The organism is Allobosea rubneri, assembly GCF_032464875.1.
In the GTDB taxonomy this organism is placed as follows: Bacteria; Pseudomonadota; Alphaproteobacteria; order Rhizobiales; family Beijerinckiaceae; genus Allobosea; species Allobosea rubneri.
Window position 1 is genome coordinate 132007 of the sequence record NZ_JAWDID010000003.1, and the last position, 16051, is coordinate 148057.

At 67.8% G+C, this 16051-nt stretch carries 16 protein-coding genes; 9 read left to right on the forward strand and 7 right to left on the reverse strand.

All coding sequences use genetic code 11. From position 1 onward, the window contains the following. Position 1: 1 nt before the first annotated feature. Both RKE40_RS03460 and RKE40_RS03465 read right to left on the reverse strand, forming a co-directional pair. Positions 2 to 862, reverse strand: a complete 861-nt coding sequence (locus tag RKE40_RS03460; protein WP_316016844.1) for a TIGR01459 family HAD-type hydrolase — start codon at positions 860 to 862, stop codon at positions 2 to 4. Beyond that, a complete protein-coding gene (locus RKE40_RS03465; RefSeq protein WP_316016845.1) occupies positions 859 to 1791 on the reverse strand; it encodes a sugar kinase in 933 nt (310 codons plus the stop codon). Before RKE40_RS03465 ends, RKE40_RS03460 begins: the two co-directional genes overlap by 4 nt. A 261-nt stretch (positions 1792 to 2052) precedes the next feature. On the opposite strand from RKE40_RS03465, the gene RKE40_RS03470 reads away from it, so the two are divergent. Further along, entirely contained in the window at positions 2053 to 2772 is a 720-nt protein-coding gene (locus tag RKE40_RS03470) for a nucleoside deaminase (protein ID WP_316016846.1), read from the forward strand. Between the two features lie 13 nt (positions 2773 to 2785). On the opposite strand, the gene RKE40_RS03475 is transcribed toward RKE40_RS03470, so the two are convergent. Continuing rightward, complete coding sequence (locus RKE40_RS03475; RefSeq protein WP_316016847.1) at positions 2786 to 4036, reverse strand: coiled-coil domain-containing protein; 1251 nt, start codon at positions 4034 to 4036, stop codon at positions 2786 to 2788. 85 nt (positions 4037 to 4121) lie between these two features. Then, positions 4122 to 4697: a DUF1134 domain-containing protein gene (locus tag RKE40_RS03480; protein WP_316016848.1), complete on the reverse strand. Its 576-nt coding sequence runs from the start codon at positions 4695 to 4697 to the stop codon at positions 4122 to 4124. Between the two features lie 68 nt (positions 4698 to 4765). Between RKE40_RS03480 and RKE40_RS03485 the strand changes: the two genes are divergently transcribed. Next, positions 4766 to 5416, forward strand: a complete 651-nt coding sequence (locus RKE40_RS03485; protein ID WP_316016849.1) for a YHS domain-containing (seleno)protein — start codon at positions 4766 to 4768, stop codon at positions 5414 to 5416. A 3-nt stretch (positions 5417 to 5419) separates the two neighbouring features. Here the strand turns inward: RKE40_RS03485 and RKE40_RS03490 are convergent, their stop codons facing one another. Beyond that, positions 5420 to 6265 carry a 3'(2'),5'-bisphosphate nucleotidase CysQ family protein gene (locus tag RKE40_RS03490; RefSeq protein ID WP_316016850.1) on the reverse strand — a complete coding sequence of 282 codons (846 nt, stop codon included), beginning with the start codon at positions 6263 to 6265 and terminating at the stop codon, positions 5420 to 5422. 240 nt (positions 6266 to 6505) lie between these two features. Here RKE40_RS03490 and chpT point away from each other — a divergent pair, with 240 nt between their 5' ends. From chpT to RKE40_RS03520, 6 genes are all read left to right on the forward strand, one after another. Further along, positions 6506 to 7144, forward strand: coding sequence for a histidine phosphotransferase ChpT (chpT, locus tag RKE40_RS03495; RefSeq protein WP_316016851.1), 639 nt, complete (start codon positions 6506 to 6508; stop codon positions 7142 to 7144). Positions 7145 to 7273: 129 nt separating this feature from the next. Further along, entirely contained in the window at positions 7274 to 9868 is a 2595-nt protein-coding gene (locus tag RKE40_RS03500; RefSeq protein WP_316016951.1) for a hybrid sensor histidine kinase/response regulator, read from the forward strand. Further along, on the forward strand, positions 9865 to 10365 hold the full coding sequence (locus RKE40_RS03505; protein WP_316016852.1) for a chemotaxis protein CheW: 501 nt from the start codon (positions 9865 to 9867) through the stop codon (positions 10363 to 10365). The genes RKE40_RS03500 and RKE40_RS03505 overlap by 4 nt, the downstream gene beginning before the upstream one ends. Positions 10366 to 10390: 25 nt before the next feature. Further along, positions 10391 to 10756 (forward strand): response regulator, encoded by a 366-nt coding sequence (locus tag RKE40_RS03510; RefSeq protein WP_066470969.1) that lies wholly within the window; start codon positions 10391 to 10393, stop codon positions 10754 to 10756. 78 nt (positions 10757 to 10834) lie between these two features. Next, positions 10835 to 11935 (forward strand): chemotaxis-specific protein-glutamate methyltransferase CheB, encoded by a 1101-nt coding sequence (gene cheB / locus RKE40_RS03515; protein WP_316016853.1) that lies wholly within the window; start codon positions 10835 to 10837, stop codon positions 11933 to 11935. Next, positions 11932 to 12816: a CheR family methyltransferase gene (locus RKE40_RS03520; protein ID WP_316016854.1), complete on the forward strand. Its 885-nt coding sequence runs from the start codon at positions 11932 to 11934 to the stop codon at positions 12814 to 12816. Before cheB ends, RKE40_RS03520 begins: the two co-directional genes overlap by 4 nt. Positions 12817 to 12984: 168 nt before the next feature. On the opposite strand, the gene ctrA is transcribed toward RKE40_RS03520, so the two are convergent. Continuing rightward, positions 12985 to 13686 carry a response regulator transcription factor CtrA gene (ctrA, locus tag RKE40_RS03525; protein ID WP_291633241.1) on the reverse strand — a complete coding sequence of 234 codons (702 nt, stop codon included), beginning with the start codon at positions 13684 to 13686 and terminating at the stop codon, positions 12985 to 12987. Between the two features lie 345 nt (positions 13687 to 14031). Between ctrA and fliI the strand changes: the two genes are divergently transcribed. Continuing rightward, the gene (fliI, locus tag RKE40_RS03530) at positions 14032 to 15372 is read left to right on the forward strand and encodes a flagellar protein export ATPase FliI (protein WP_316016855.1); all 1341 of its coding nucleotides are present in this window, start codon (positions 14032 to 14034) and stop codon (positions 15370 to 15372) included. A 12-nt stretch (positions 15373 to 15384) separates the two neighbouring features. On the opposite strand, the gene RKE40_RS03535 is transcribed toward fliI, so the two are convergent. After that, positions 15385 to 15972: a TlpA disulfide reductase family protein gene (locus RKE40_RS03535; protein ID WP_316016856.1), complete on the reverse strand. Its 588-nt coding sequence runs from the start codon at positions 15970 to 15972 to the stop codon at positions 15385 to 15387. Between the last annotated feature and the right edge of the window lie 79 nt (positions 15973 to 16051).

Sequence of the window (16051 nt, forward strand, 5' to 3'; positions counted from 1 at the left end):
CTCAGGCCAGCGCTGCGATCGCGGCGACGGGGAGCGGCGCATGCGTCGCCAGCACCTTGGCGAGCCCCGCAGGATCGACCGCGCCATCGCGGATCGTCTCGTCGCGATGGATACCGCCGGCGATGAACAGGCTGTCGAAGCCCATCAGCCGCGCGCCGGCGAGGTCGGTGCGCACGGCGTCGCCGATCACCAGCACCTTGCCGGCATCGACGTCGCGGCCGCCGCGCGCATCGCGCGCCGCCGCCAGAGCAAGGTCGTAAGCCGGCCGATGCGGCTTGCCGGCCCAGGCGACCCGGCCGCCGAGCTCCTCATAGATCGTCGCCAGTGCCCCGGCGCAGGGCAGGAGATCATGACCGACATGGACGACGAGATCGGGGTTGCCGCAGATGAAGGGCAAACCCCGCGCCGCGAAGCGCTCGAGCTGCGGCCGGTACTGCTCCGGCTGCTCGGTACGATAGTCGTTGAGCTCGGTCGCGACGACGAATTCGGCCTCGTCCTCGTCGACGAGCTCGACGTCGAAGCCCTTGAACACCGCGCGGTCCTCATGCCAGCCGATATGGTAGGCCTTGCGCAGATGGCTCGCCCCGATCAGCGCCCGCGTCACATCGCCGGAGGTGACCAGCCGGTCCCAGGCAGTGCGTGGCACGCGCTTGTCGTCGAGTACGCCGGCGATCTGCTCCGACGGCCCCGGCGCATTCGAGAGCAGGACGACGGTGCCGCCCGCCTGGCGATAGCGCACAAGCGTCTCGCAGGCCGGCGGCAGCGCCAGCACGCCGTCATGGACGACGCCCCAGACGTCGCTGATCAGCACTTCGTAGCGGGCGAGGAGCTCGCCCGCTTGCGTCAGGATCGGAATAGTCATGCCTTGAGAGCTGCCTCTGCTGCGATCCGCGCCTCGACCTCGGCCCGGCGCGGCAGGGGGGCTACCGCACCATAGCCCTGGGTGGAGAGCGCCGCCGCGACATTCGCATAGGCGCCGGCGACGAAAGCATCGCCGGTACGGATGTACTCGGCGAGGAAGGCGCCGTCATAGCAGTCGCCGGCCCCGGTCGCGTCGACCGCCTCGACCTTGATCGGCACGAAGCGCTGGCGGCGCTCGGATGTCGCGACAAGGGAGCCCTCATGGCCGAGCGTCAGCGCCACCACCTTGGCACCGAGCCTGAGATAGAAATCGACGATGGCGTCGGGCTCTTCGAGGCCGGTCAAGAGCTTGGCGTCGCCGTCGCCCGGCAGGACGATGTCGGCCATCTGGCAGGCGGTATGGACGATCGACCGGGCCCGGGTCAGCGGCCAGAGCTTGAGGCGCAGATTGGTGTCGTAGGCGGTCAGCACGCCGTTCTGGCGCGCCAGCTCGAAAGCCTCGAACACCGCGTCGCAGGCGCTGGCCGAGATCGCCTGGCTGATGCCGGAAGCCTGGACCACCTTGGCCGAGGCGATCAGCTCCCGCGGCAGATCGGCCGGGCCGTAGAGGCTCGCAGCCGAGCCCGCGCGCAGATAGGAGAAGACGTGTCCCTGCTCGCCATGCGCCACGAAATAGAGCCCGGTCGGCGCCGTCGCATGGGTCGAGACATGCTTGTCGTCGATGCCTTCCTGCGCCCAGGCCGTCCGAAGTGCTCGCCCGGGCTCGTCATTGCCGAGTGCCCCGGCATAGGCGACGCTGGCGCCCTGCCGTGCCGCCGCGATGGCGCAGTTCGAGGTGTCGCCTCCCAGGCCGAAGCGGTAGGCGCCCGCCTCGCCGCGTGTCGCGTTGAACTCGCCCAGGGGCTCGCCGATACAAACGATATCCGTCATCATCCCTACCGATAGAGCCGCACAGAGAGGCTGCGCCCAAGCGAAGACGCGTCGTCTCCCTAGAGCATCCCGCCGAAAAGGGGAAACCGGTTTTCCGCTCTCTCGCCGACAGGAACCTGACGCAAGGTAACCAATCGCACAGCACTTCTGCCGTAAGGAGAGGCGCGGCTCTGCGCGCCACCCCATCCTGTCGCAAGCAGAAGGGCGGCGTCCGCATCCGGCCTGTCAGAATTCCCTCACCAAGCGAGAGAGCCAAACGGCATGAAGACCTGCAGTTGCAAGGCCGCCCATGAGGCGGGGTGCGAGGCGCCCGCGGCGCCGGGACGGCGCAAATTCCTGGCGACGGCGGTTGCCACCGGCGCTGCCGGCATGATCGGCCTGTCGGCCCGCTCGGCCAACGCCGCCCCGCCTCCGCCCGGCGACAAAAAGTTCATGGAGGAGGCCACTCGCCTCGCCATCGAATCCGTCGAGAAGGGCTGGGGCGGCCCGTTCGGCGCGGTGATCGTCAAGGACGGCGAGATCATCGGCCGCGGCCAGAATCGCGTGCTGCTCACCGGCATCCCGGTTTTCCATGCTGAAGTCACCGCGATCATGGACGCCTCGGCACGCCTGAACCCGAAGGCTCTGCTCGGCAGCGACTACGGCGCCGGCACCATCCTCGAAATGATCCCGCGCGAGCAGGGCTCGCCCGACCCGGTTCCCGAGCGCGCCCGCATGCTCAAGGGCTGCAGCATCTACATCAACGGCGCGCCCTGCCCGATGTGCATGAGCGCGATCTACTGGTCACGCATCGACAACGTCTATTTCGCTGCGAGCCTGAAGGACACGAGCGCGATCGGCTTCGACGACGCTTTCCAGTACGAGGACTTCGCCAAGCCCTGGGCCGACCGGCGCATCAAGGTCGCCGAGAACTTCGAACGGGAGACCGGTCTGAAGGCCTATGAGGCCTGGATGAACAAGAAGGACCGTCATCCCTACTGAGGAAGGGCGCGGCCTACTCCGCCGCTTCGCGGCTTTCGGCCGATGCCAGCAAGGTGTCGGCCAGCCTGACGATCTCCTGGCGCAAGGCGGTCTCGTCCGCCTTGTCGCCCGTGCCGCCCTGGCGCCGCAGCGTCGCTAGCTCGCGCTTCAGCCCGGCCCGATCGGCCCGCGCCTGATCGCGCGCGCCGCGCAGGGTCAGCACCTCGCCATGCAGCGCCTCGATCGTCTCGTCGCGCTCGCGCATGGTCTCGCGCTGCCGCGTGGCCTCTGTCGCCAGCCCCCGCTCGAGCTCGGCCTTGGCGGTCGCGGCGGTTTCCAGCTGCTTCTCCAAGGTCGCGATCCGGCTGAGTGCTTCGGCGAGCTCGACCGATCCCTGCTTCACTGCGGCCTCCTGCCTGACGATCTCGGCTCCGAGCTTGACGGCATTGGCATCGGCCGCCGCGTGTGCGGCCTCGGCTTCGACGGCGCGACCGGTGACGGCGTCGGCGCGCAGGCGCTCGCTGTCGCGGTCGATCTTCATCGCCGCCAGCGACGTCCTCGCCTCGGCCAGCGCCTTCTCGCTCGCGGCCAGCCTTGACGCAAGCTCGTCGCGCTTCGTCTCCAGCGTCAGGCGCTGCGTGCCGGCCTCGACCAGTGCGACATGCTGCCCGTCATGCGAGATCCGGATCGCCGCCAGCTCCGCCTCGCGCTCCGCCAGGAGCGTTTCGAGCCGACCGTTCGTCTCCCTGCTTTCGGCGAGTTCGTGGCTGCGCGCCGCAAGGTCGGCACCGGTGCCGCCGAGCGCCGTCCGGGTCTCGGCGAGTTGGTCTTCCAGCGCCGCAAGATCGTCGACCCGCTCCGAAAGTGTCGCCTGCGTCGTCTGATGGCCGGCGCTCTCGCGGGCGAGTTCCTCGCGGGTGAGGGCAAGACCGTGCCGGGTCTGCTTCAGATCCGCTTCGAGGCCCTCGATGCGCCTGCGATGATCGGAAAGGTCGCTCTCGAGCTGGCTGATCGCCATGTCGCGCCGGCCGACCTCGGTCATCGCGCCGGCCTTGGCGGCAAAGCCGCTCTCCGCCCGCTGCTCGAGCGCCCGCTCTCGCATGGCGAGCTCGGCCCGCAAATGATCGCGGTCAGCTGCGATCTCCGCCAGCGACAGCGGAAATGCCGCTTCGGCCCGCCTTCGCGCCAGCCGGTCGGCGCGGCGCGCCAGAGCCGGCAGCGCCGCGAGCGCAAGCAGACTGGCAGCCAGGAAGCCGAGCGCAACGAGCATGACGGCTTCGATCAAGGCTGGCAGCTCCATTCTAGACTACGCCCGAAAAGTCAGCTTGCCATGATCGAAAGCACAATTCCAGTAACGGCAGCTCGACTGCTCAGAACGGGTTCCAGGTCGCTTCCGGCGTGAACTTGAGATAGCCGAGATTGACGCCGAGCCGCCAGCCGACACCGGTGCGGATCGGCACCAGCGTGACGCCTTCGGCGGCCATCGCCGTGAAGCCGAAGCCACCGACGAAGTAGACCGAGCCGTCGATGCCCGCGAAGCGCTGATAGAGCGCGCTGACGCTCGGCAGATTGTAGACCAGCATCATCGTGCGGGCGCCCTCCCCGCCGAAATCGAAGCCGACCGAGGGCCCCTGCCAGAAGACCTTGCGGTCACCGGCATTGCGGGTGAACAGCGTGCCCTCGCCATAGCGCAGCCCGCCGACGAAGGCGCCGGACGCCTCCTGGCCGAGCACATAGCCGTTGGGCTCACCCCAGCGGCGCACCGCCTCCTCGACGGTGAGCGCGAAGCCGCGCGAGACATTGCCGAAGAACTGATGGCCGGAGGTGACCAGCTCGTTCTGCGAGAAAGAGTTCTGCTGAGCGGCGGCAGGAGCGCTGACTACGCTCGCGGCGCTGGCCGCGAGCAGGAGCGCGGCAGCCAGCAGGTTGCGGCGGATTTGGTTCATCACATCGTCTCCAGGCCGGCCCGGGCGCCAGGCATTCTGCCTTCGATCCGGGCGGCGGCGGCGCAGAAGTGCGCCAATACGCGTCGATTCCACGCGATTACGGTAACTGCTTGGATACCCTGCATATGTATCCAAGCGGTGAACAACCGCCCGCCTGCCGCGCGCGACGACGCATTTCCGAGGATTTTCCGGCAATGAAGGCCGCAGCAAGGCAAAATCGGCGCATCTTCGCCCTGATCGGCGCCGTGCTCGCGCTGTCTGCCGGCGCTGCCCGCGGACAGGAGCAGGCCTCGTCCCTGCCGGTTGGCTTGCCGGATCTGCCCGGTCTCGGCGAAAGCATGATGCGCGGAACACACTCGCCCATCGCGCTCGCCGGTTTCGACCCTGTCGCGTACCATCTCGGCGGCGGACCGCTACCGGGATTGCCGGAGCACGAGCTGACCCATGCCGGGGCCGTCTGGCGTTTCGCCAGCGCCGCCAATCGCGACGCCTTCCTCGACGCTCCCGCGCTCTACGAGCCGCGCTTCGCCGGCTTCGACGCCAGTGCGGTCGCCGATGGTTATGCTGCCGATGCCGATCCGCGCCGCTTCGCGCTCATCGGCAACCAGCTGTTCTTCTTCCGCGATGAAGAGAGCCGCCGCCGCTTCCTGGCCGATGCGGGCCTGCAAGAGAAGGCGCGGATCAACTGGCCGGCCGTGGCCCGGCAGATCGCCCGCTGAGCCTCAGGCGGAGGGGCTGCAGAGGGCCTGCGCGATGGCGCGAGCCGCGAGGTCCTCGCTGCCCGCCGCCACGAAAGGCGGATTGCGGAAGGCCCGCTCGCTGCAGCCATAGGCCGTTACCGCGCCGGTGAGGGTCCGCACCACACCGCCGGCTGCGTCCAGGATCGCTTCCCCAGCGGCGACATCCCATTCCATGGTCGTGCCGCAGCGGACATGCAGATCGGCCTCGCCGGCGGCGATCAGTCCGAACTTCACCGCCGACGACACCGGGGCGCCTTCGCCGTCGCCGATCGCCGCGGCGATTCCGGCGCTGACGGGATCGCCATGGAACCGGCTGACCAGCATGCGCGGCCCGGCCGCGGGCTCGGCCCTGACCTGGATCATGACGGGAGCGCCAGCAGGCGCCGCATCCGGCCCCAGCGGCTGGGCAAAAGCGCGTTCGCCGCCATACCAGAGCCGGCCGAGACCCGGCGCCGCGATCGCGCCCGCGATCGGCCGGCCGGCGCAGATGATGGCGATGCAGACACAATAGCTGTCGCCGCCAGCCAGGAACTCGCGCGTTCCATCGAGCGGATCGAGCAGGATGAAGACCGGCGCGACCTCGATCTCGCCGACGCTCTCCTCGCTGATCACCGGAAAATCGGGCAGCAATTGCGCCAGCGCCGCCTTCGCCGCCTCGTCGGCAGCCATGTCGGCCGAGCAGACCGGCGAGCCGTCCGGCTTGAGCTTGACGTCGCGGGCCGAACGCTTGGCGAGCAGGACGGCCGCGCTGCGCCGCGCCGCCTCGCCGAGGAGACCGGCAAGCCGGTCCCGGTCGTCGAGCAGCGGATCGTCGGGAGCAATCGTCATGGTTTCCCAGCCATACCCGCAGCCCATGTCGGACACGCTGCGCGAGACATAACCACCTAGTGCATTGCAGGAGAAAGGGAAAGCCGGCTCGCCTTCTGGCCGCCATCCCGGGCGGACATGCTGGCCGAAGTTATTCACCCCCGGCTCTTATGCTTAACTTCCCGCAAACCAGACTCGCGCATTCTGCGACACCTATGCCGGCGCCGGTGGCGCTGCCCCCTTGTGACCCAGGACCAGATCATGACCGCCATCACGCTCGAGCCGCTCGATCTGGCAGCGCTTCTGTGCAGCCGCGTCTGCCATGACGTGATCAGCCCGGTCGGCGCCATCGTCAACGCGCTCGAGGTGCTCGAGGAGGACGATCCCTCGATGAAGGAATTCGCGCTCGACCTGATCAAGAAGAGCGCCCGCAACGCCTCCGCCCGCCTGCAGTTCGCCCGTCTCGCCTTCGGCGCAGCCGGCTCCGCCGGAGCAATGATCGACCTCGGCGATGCCGGCAACGTCGCCAACGGCTTCCTCAACGACGAGAAGCTCTCGCTCGACTGGGAAGCGCCGCGCGCCCTGCTGCCGAAGAACCAGGTCAAGCTCGTCCTCAACCTGCTGGTGCTGGCGACGCAGGCGATCCCGCGCGGCGGCAAGATCACCTGCCGTACCACGGTCACCGGCGAGCAGGGCACCTTCCGGATCACCGCGACCGGCTCGCATGCCCGCATTCCCGCCCATGTCGAGGACCTCATCGCCGGCCGCTCCGAAAGCGGCGCGATCGACGCCCATGCCGTGCAGCCGGTCTATACCGGAATGGTCGCCCGCGCGGCCGGAATGGCGATCGCCTTCAGCATCGAGGGCGACACCGTCAGCATCTCCGCCGATCAGGCCTGAGCCGAAACGCTCGAAAAACCAAAGAGCAAGCGCCCGGAAACACCGTTTTTCCGGGCGTTCTCAACCGATCATAAACCCTTCGCCCGCACAATCCCGGCGGCATCAGTGGCGTGAGTGAACGGTCCTCGCATGGACGAGTTGCTGCAAGAGTTCCTTAGCGAGACCGGCGAGCATCTCGACACGGTCGATCGCGAGCTCGTCAGATTCGAGCAGGAACCGAACAACACCGATATCCTGCGCAACATCTTCCGGCTGGTTCACACCGTCAAAGGCACCTGCGGCTTCATCGGCCTGCCGCGCCTGGAGGCGCTGACCCACGCCGCGGAATCGGTGATGGGCCAGCTCCGCGACGGCGCCTCGGTCTCCTCGACCGCCGTCACCGCGATCCTCGAGACGATCGACCAGATCAAGGAGATCATGGCCGAGCTGACCGAGAAGGGGCAGGAGCCGCCGGGCAATGACGAGCCTCTGATCGGCCAGCTGCGTGCCCTTGCCGCCAAGGCCAAGCAGGAACTGGCGAGCCGCGAGGGCCCCGCTGACCTCGACCCGGTCGCGGCCTACCTCGCCAGATCGGCGGCCGAGAACAGGCCTGCCAGCGACACAAAGTCGGATGATATCGACCTGGTCTTCCGGGCGGCACCGAGCCCACTCGACCAGCCGCGCGCGCCTGGCAGCGAAGAGCCGATGCGTCCCGTCGGGCCGGCCACGCTGCGCGTCAATGTCGACACGCTCGAACACCTGATGACCATGGTCTCCGAGCTGGTGCTGACCCGCAACCAGCTTCTCGAGATCGCGCGCCAGCAGGAGGATGCCGGGCTGAAGGCGCCGCTGCAGCGCCTCTCCCTGATTACCGCCGAGCTGCAGGACGGCGTGATGAAGACCCGGATGCAGCCGATCGGCAACGCCTGGTCGAAACTGCCGCGCATCGTGCGCGACCTCTCCACCGATCTCGACAAGAAGATCGAGCTGGTGATGGAGGGCGAAGACACCGAACTCGACCGCCAGATCCTCGACCTGATCAAGGATCCGCTGACCCATATGGTGCGCAACTGCGCCGACCACGCGATCGAGCCGCCGGCGGAACGGTTGGCACTCGGAAAGCCGGAAGCCGGCACGATCCGCGTCTCGGCCTATCACGAGGGCGGCGCGGTCACCATCGCCATCGCCGATGACGGCCGCGGCATGGATGTCGCCCGCATCCGCAACAAGGCGCTGCAGAAAGGGCTGGCCAGCGAGGCCGAGCTTGAGAAGATGAGCGAGGCGCAGATCCTGCGCTTCGTCTTCCACCCCGGTTTCTCCACCGCCGAGGACATCACCGCGATCTCCGGGCGCGGGGTCGGCATGGACGTCGTCAAGGTCAATGTCGACGCGATCGGCGGGGTCGTCGACATCGCCAGTGTCGCCGGCGCCGGCACGGCGATCACCATCAAGATCCCGCTCACGCTGGCCATCGTCTCGGCGCTGATCGTCGCCTCGGGCGCACAGCGCTTCGCCATTCCCCAGGTGGTCGTGCGCGAACTGGTGCGGGTCAAGCCGGGCAGCGAGCACCGCATCGAGAGCATCAACGATTCGCCTGTGCTGCGCCTGCGCGACCGGCTGTTGCCGATCATCGCGCTCGCCGGCGTCATGGACCGTGGCACGGCCTCGCTGGAGGACGGCTTCATCGTCGTGACGCAGGTCGGCGAGCGCCAGTTCGGCATCCTCGTCGACTCGGTGTTCCACACCGAAGAAATCGTCGTCAAACCGATGTCGACGAAGCTGCGGCATATTCCGCTCTTCTCCGGAAATACGATCCTGGGCGACGGCGCCGTCGTGCTGATCATCGACCCCAACGGGGTCGCGCGCCTGGTCGGGGCTCTGACCGCCGGCCAGGACGGCCCGCTCCCCGGCACGGCCGGTGACGTCGCCACCGCTGCCGAGCGGACCACCATGCTGGTCTTCCGGGCAGGAGCGAACCGGCTCAAGGCCGTACCATTGGCACTGGTGACCCGGCTCGAGGAGGTCGATGCCGCAATCTTCGAAAGCGGCGGCGGGCGTTCCCTGCTCAACTACCGCGGCCGGCTGATGCCGATCGTGCCCGTCGAGGGCGTCGAGATCCGGGCCAGCGGCCTGCAGCCGCTGGTGATCTTCTCGGATGGTGACTTCACCATGGCGCTCGCGGTCGATGCCATCGTCGACATCGTCGAGGAGACGCTCGACATCGAGATGGTCGCGATGGCCGAACAAGGTGTGGTCGGCTCGGCGATCATCCGTGGCCGCGCGACCGAGATCCTCGATCTCGCCCATTATCTGCCGAAGGCGAACGCCAACTGGCTGCGCAGCCGCCGCGATGCGACCCTCGCCGACGCGCCGCATGTGCTGCTGATCGAGCCTTCCGACTTCCTGCGCGAGATGCTGCTGCCGGTGCTCAAGGCCTCGGGCATGCGGGTAAGCCAGAGCGCCGACATCGGGGTCGCCGCTGGCATCGCCGCCGGCCATGCCGATCTCGCAGCGGTCGTGCTCGATCTGGACCGCGATCCGGCTGCCGGCCTGGCGCTTGCCACCCGTCTCCGCGCCGAGCCGAGGCATGCCGGTCTGCGGATCATCGGCCTGTCGACTTTGCCGACCCCCGAATTGCACCTCGCCGCGGCCCAGGCCCGCTTCGACGAGGTCGTCACCAAATTCGACCGGCGCGCCTTGATCGCGGAACTGGCCGAGTGCCGGGCACAGAGGCAAGCGGCATGACCACGATAGTCTCCAGGGACGAGGCCGACGAATCCGGTTTCGAGGACTCGCTCGACTACGTCACCGTCTTCATCGACGAGCAGTTGCTCGGCCTGCCGATCGGCCGCGTCCAGGACGTCTTCATCGCCACGCGCATCACGCCGGTACCGCTGGCGCCGCGCGAGATCGTCGGCCTGCTCAATCTGCGCGGCCGCATCGTCACCGCCATAAGCATGCGCGAGCGCATGGGCCAGCCTTCCGCCCCCGCTTCGCCCGGCGAAGGCGAGCGCGAGCTCGTCGCCGTAGGCATCGACCAAGGTGGCGAGGCCTTCGCACTCATCGTCGACAAGGTCGGCGAGGTGATGCGCCTCGAACGCTCGACCTTCGAGCCCGTCCCGATTCATCTCGACCGGAGCTGGGCCGGTGTCGCCAAGGGCGTGCACCGGCTCCAAGATCGCCTGTTGGTCGTTCTCGACGTCGATGCCATCCTCAGAATCGAATTGCCGGTCGCCGCCTGAGCAGCCGCCTCTCTGGAGAACCGAAATGAAGTACTGCCTCGTGGTCGATGACTCCGCTGTCATCCGCAAGGTCGCCCGCCGGATCCTCGAGGGCCTGCAGTTCCGTATCGCCGAGGCAGAGGACGGCGCGCGCGCGATCGACGCCTGCCGCGGCGAAATGCCGGACGCGGTGCTGCTCGACTGGAACATGCCGATCATGGACGGTTACGACTTCCTGAGGAATCTCCGGCAGATGCCCGGCGGCAAGCGCCCCAAGGTCGTGTTCTGCACCACCGAGAACGACATCGCCCATATCGCCCGCGCCATGCATGCCGGCGCCGACGAGTACATCATGAAGCCGTTCGACAAGGAGATCGTCGCGTCGAAGTTCCATCAGGTGGGGCTGCTCTGACGTGATGCCCCCGCGGCGCCCTTTCGGACACCGCGAGCCTCCTTCGAACAAGCGCCCTCGATGCTGACCGCAAGCCCGATGCCCCAGCCTAGCACACGGCTCAGTACCGTGATGATCGTCGACGACTCCGTCGTCGTGCGCGGGCTGTTTGCGCGCTGGCTCGGCGAAAGCGGCAAGTTCAACGTCGTCGCCGTCGCGGGCGATGGCGAGATGGCGATCGAGCATGCTGCCCGCTATCACCCGGACATCGTCGTGCTCGACATCGACATGCCTGGCCTCGACGGCGTCGCCGCCCTGCCCCGCCTCGTCAAGGAGAGCCCCGGCAGCGCCGTGTTGATGACGACGACGCTGACCGAGCGCAATGCCCGCCTCGCCTTGCAATGCATGACGATGGGCGCCGTCGATGTCCTGCCGAAACCGGAAAGCCGCAGCGGCCTGACCCTGTCGCTCGATTTTCGAAGCGAGTTCCTAGGCAAGCTTGCCAGCATCGAGCAGTCCCGCGGGCGGTCCGCTCCGGCCGACGCCGAGCCGCCCATGCCGCTCGCCCTACCCCCTGTCGGTGTGGTCGATCTCAAGCCGCTGGTCTCGGTCGTGCCCCGCTATCTGGTGATCGGCGCCTCCACCGGCGGTCCGCGTGCGGTCGCCCGCGTCTTGTCCGATCTCGGCGACGCCGCGCACCATCTGACGACGCTGGTCGTGCAGCACATGCCGCCGCTGTTCACCGCCTCCTTCGCCGATCAGATCGCAACCCAGATCGGGATTCCCGCACGCGAACCCTATGACGGCGAGCGGCTGGCGCGCGGCACCGTCTATATCGCTCCCGGCGGGCGTCATCTCGGCATCGAGCGCAAGCTCGGCCATATCGTCGCCAATGTCAGCGACGGGCCGCCGGTGCGCTTCTGCCGCCCGGCGGTGGACGTGCTGTTCAACGAGGCTGCCCGTCATCTCGGGCCCGCAGCCCTCGGCCTGGTGATGACCGGCATGGGCAGCGACGGTACGGAGGGCGCGGCCGCGCTGCGGCGCGCCGGCGCAGCCGTCATCGCCCAGGACGAGGCGTCGAGCACCATCTGGGGCATGCCGGGTTCCGTCGTCCGGGCTCGCCATGCCAGCGCCATCATCCCGCTCGCCAACATCGGGCCGGCCATTCGCGCCCTCGTCGGCGGAGGCCACGGCGCATGACGGAACAGGATTTCGATTTCCTGCGCGTCCTGCTCCAGGTCCGCTCCGGCCTGCATCTCAGCGCTGAGAAGGGCTACCTCGTCGAGAGCCGCCTCGGCATGCTCTGCCGGCGCCGCGGCATCGAGAGCATCAGCGCGCTTGTCGCGACCTTGCGCCGAGAGCCCGGCCGCGAGCTGGAGAACGCCGTCGTCGAAGCGATGACGACCAACGAGACCCTGTTCTTCCGGGACAGGACGCCTTTCGACCTGTTCCGGGACGTCATTCTGCCCGAGAAGCTCGCCGCCAATGCCCAGAGCCGGCAGCTGCGCATCTGGTGCGCCGCCGTATCGAGCGGACAGGAGGCCTACTCGCTGGCGATGATCCTCGACGAGGCGGCGCCGCGCCTCGCCGGCTGGAAGATCGAGATCCTCGGCACCGACATTTCGACCGAGGTGCTCGAGAAGGCCCGCCAGGGCCTCTACAGCCAGTTCGAGGTCCAGCGTGGCCTGCCGATCCAGCTCCTGCTCAAATATTTCCGTCAGGAGGGCGACAAATGGCGCGTCGATGACCGTGTCCGCGCCATGGTCGAGCTCAAGCAGCACAACCTGCTGGAATCGAGCACCCATTTCGGCCAGTTCGACGTCATCTTCTGCCGCAACGTCCTGATCTATTTCGACGTGCCGACCAAGGCGCGGGTCATGGCGGCGCTTTCCCAGCGCCTGGCGCCGAACGGCGCCTTCATTCTCGGCGCAGCCGAGACGGTCATCGGCATCACCACGACGCTGGTGCCCGACCCTCTCCATCGCGGCCTTTACCGCGACGCCACGAGCCGGGCGACGCAGCGCCCCGAGCCCGCGGGCCCGGCGGGTTCTCCGGCGCGCAGCTTCGTCCCGCTGAGCTGACGCGGCCCGCGCTGCGCGGACCTTCCGTCTCGATCCCACGAGCCTCTTGCGCAAGGCGCCAAACAAAAACCCCGCCTCTCGGCGGGGTCCCCGTTCACCTGTCGTGTACATCCGACGATCAGGCGACTTTCGTGTAGCGCGCCGGTGATGACACGCTGATGACGAACTTCAGGCCGGGATGCGTTCCTCGGCGTCGGACGGCTCGCGCAGCACATAGCCGCGGCCCCAGACCGTCTCGATGTAGTTCTTGCCGTCGGACGCGTTCGCCAGCTTCTTGCGCAGCTTGCAGATGAACACGTCGATGATCTTGAGCTCGGGCTCGTCCATGCCGCCATAGAGATGGTTGAGGAACATCTCCTTGGTGAGCGTGGTGCCCTTGCGGAGCGAGAGCAGCTCCAGCATCTGGTATTCCTTGCCCGTCAGGTGGACGCGCTGGGCATCGACCTCGACCGTCTTGGTGTCGAGATTGACGACGAGGTCGCCGGTCGTGATCACCGACTGGGCATGGCCCTTCGAGCGGCGCACGATGGCGTGGATGCGCGCGACCAACTCGTCCTTGTGGAACGGCTTGGTCAGATAGTCGTCGGCGCCGAAGCCGAGGCCCTTCACCTTGTCCTCGATGCCGGCGAGGCCGGAGAGGATCAGGATCGGGGTCTTGACCTTGGCGACGCGCAAGGACCGCAGGACCTCGTAGCCGGACATGTCGGGCAGATTGAGGTCGAGCAGGATGATGTCGTAATCGTAGAGCTTGCCGAGATCGACGCCCTCTTCGCCCAGGTCCGTCGTGTAGACGTTGAAGCTCTCTGACTTCAGCATCAGCTCGATGCTTTGGGCGGTTGCGCTATCGTCTTCGATCAGCAGAACCCGCATGTCACGTCCCCAATTTCGCCCCGAGGCCAGCGATCCGAATTGACTCCGCCCCGAACCCCCACGGCCCTGGACGGCGAAAGCTTGCCTGATGAAACGCCACGCGACACGCTACGGGGAAATGGTTAACAAACCCTGATTCCCGGGCGCAAGCGCTTCTTCGGAGAAAGCTAACGATCCTTGTCGAGGTGAGTCGAATTTGACACGGATCGATCTGGCTTCAGCCGCGAAAGCGCCCTTCGCGGAAGCTCGCCCCGAGGATTTGCCCGAAAATGGCACCTCCCAGCGGCATAGCTTCGAAACGCAGTGTTAATCACAGAGGTAAATGAAAGGTTGACGGCAGGCATCATGAGCGGTGCGCAACGCGATCCCGAACGGCTTTCCCACCTCGCCGCCATCATCGGCGGCATCGAGGGCACGACCGTCTATGGCCGGGTCACCGCCGTCCGCGGCCTGATGGTCGAGGTTTCCGGGCCGATCTCGGCGATGAGCCTCGGCGGGCGCGTCGGCATCGAAATCGCCGCCGGCACCCGGATTCCCTGCGAAGTCATCGGCTTTTCCGGCGACAAGGCCCTGGTCATGCCCTTTGGCGGACTCGACGGCGTCCGACGCGGCTGCCCCGCCTATGTCGAGCGTACGGTGCCGGGCCTGCGCCCGACCTCGGCCTGGCTCGGCCGCGTCGTCGACGCACTCGGCCGGCCTGTGGATGGCGGCCCGGCCCTCCCGCTCGGCGAGAGGACAATCCCGTTCCGCAACGACCCGCCGCCGGCCCATGCGAGGCGCCGCGTCGGCCCGCCGCTCGATCTCGGCGTGCGGGCGCTCAACACCTTCCTGACCTGCTGCCTCGGCCAGCGCATGGGCATCTTCGCCGGCTCCGGCGTCGGAAAATCGGTGCTGCTCTCGATGCTCGCCCGCTATGCCCGCGCCGACGTCAACATCATCGGCCTGGTCGGCGAGCGCGGTCGCGAGGTCCAGGAATTCCTGCAGGACGACCTCGGGCCGGACGGACTCGCCCGCTCGGTCGTCGTCGTCGCGACCTCGGACGAACCGGCGCTGATGCGCAAGCAGGCGGCACTGACGACGCTGGCGCTGGCCGAGTTCTTCCGCGACCAGGGCCTGCAGGTGATGTGCCTGATGGACTCGGTCACCCGCTTCGCCATGGCGATGCGCGAGATCGGCCTCGCCGCCGGCGAGCCACCGACCACCAAGGGCTACACGCCGACGGTCTTCGCCGAATTGCCACGCCTGCTCGAACGGGCCGGCCCCGGCACGGGCGACGGCGCCATCACGGGCCTGTTCACCGTGCTCGTCGACGGCGGCGACCATGACGAGCCGGTCGCTGACGCGGTGCGCGGCATTCTCGACGGCCACATCGTGATGGAACGCGGCATTGCCGAACGCGGCCGCTATCCGGCGGTGAACGTGCTGAAATCGGTCTCGCGCACCATGCCACGCTCCTGCGACCCGGCCTATTATCCGGTCGTCCAGAAGGCTCGCGCCACGCTCGCGACCTATGCCGACATGGAGGAACTGATTCGCCTGGGCGCCTATCGCCAGGGCGCATCCGCCGAGGTCGACGAGGCGATCCGCCTCAACCCCGAGCTCGAAGCCTTCCTGAAACAGGCCAAGGACGAGGCGACGGGGCTGGGCGACGGCTATGCCAGGCTCGCCCGCATAATGGGGATGTGAGCACCGGTATTCTCAAGCTCTGGCGAAATAGCCGAGCAGCGCCTGGGCCTGCGGCAAGGACCAGTCCGCCTCCCCGAGAATATAGCCTCGCACTCCGCCGCGCGGATCGACCGCATAGGTGATCGGCTGGCCTTCGGAAAGTGAGAACGGCGATTCGCTGCCATCGTCGCGCGGCGCCGAGAGCCGCGTGCCGCCATGGTCGAGGAAGACCGGAAGCCGCTTGACGCCGAGCCGGGCGAGATAGGACCGGACATGCGCCGGTTCGCGCTCGTCGGTGGCGATCGTCAGCAATTCGATGCCGTTCTGTCTCAGCCCGCCCAGCTGACGTTCGAAGCGCGGCAGCTCGATCCGGCAGACCGGGCACCAGGTCGCCCAGAGATAGACCAAGGTGACCTTCCCGTTTGTCGGCTTCGCCAGAGCTGGCTTGCCGTCCAGCCGCGCAAGCGCCAGCGGCGTCATGGTGACGACCGGGTCTAGCTCCCTGAACTGATAGCGCGAGGTGCGGAAGACCGGCGGGCGCTCGCCGGCCTTGGCCGAGACGGCGAGCCCGGCGAACAAGGTCGGAAGGACCACGCGGCGGGAGAAGAGTGGAAGCGGCATCGGGCTCGGGAGTTTCTCAATAGATCCACGCGCCTCGCCGGGGCGGTGGCGCGATCATGCGGCAACCGCGGAGACTGCG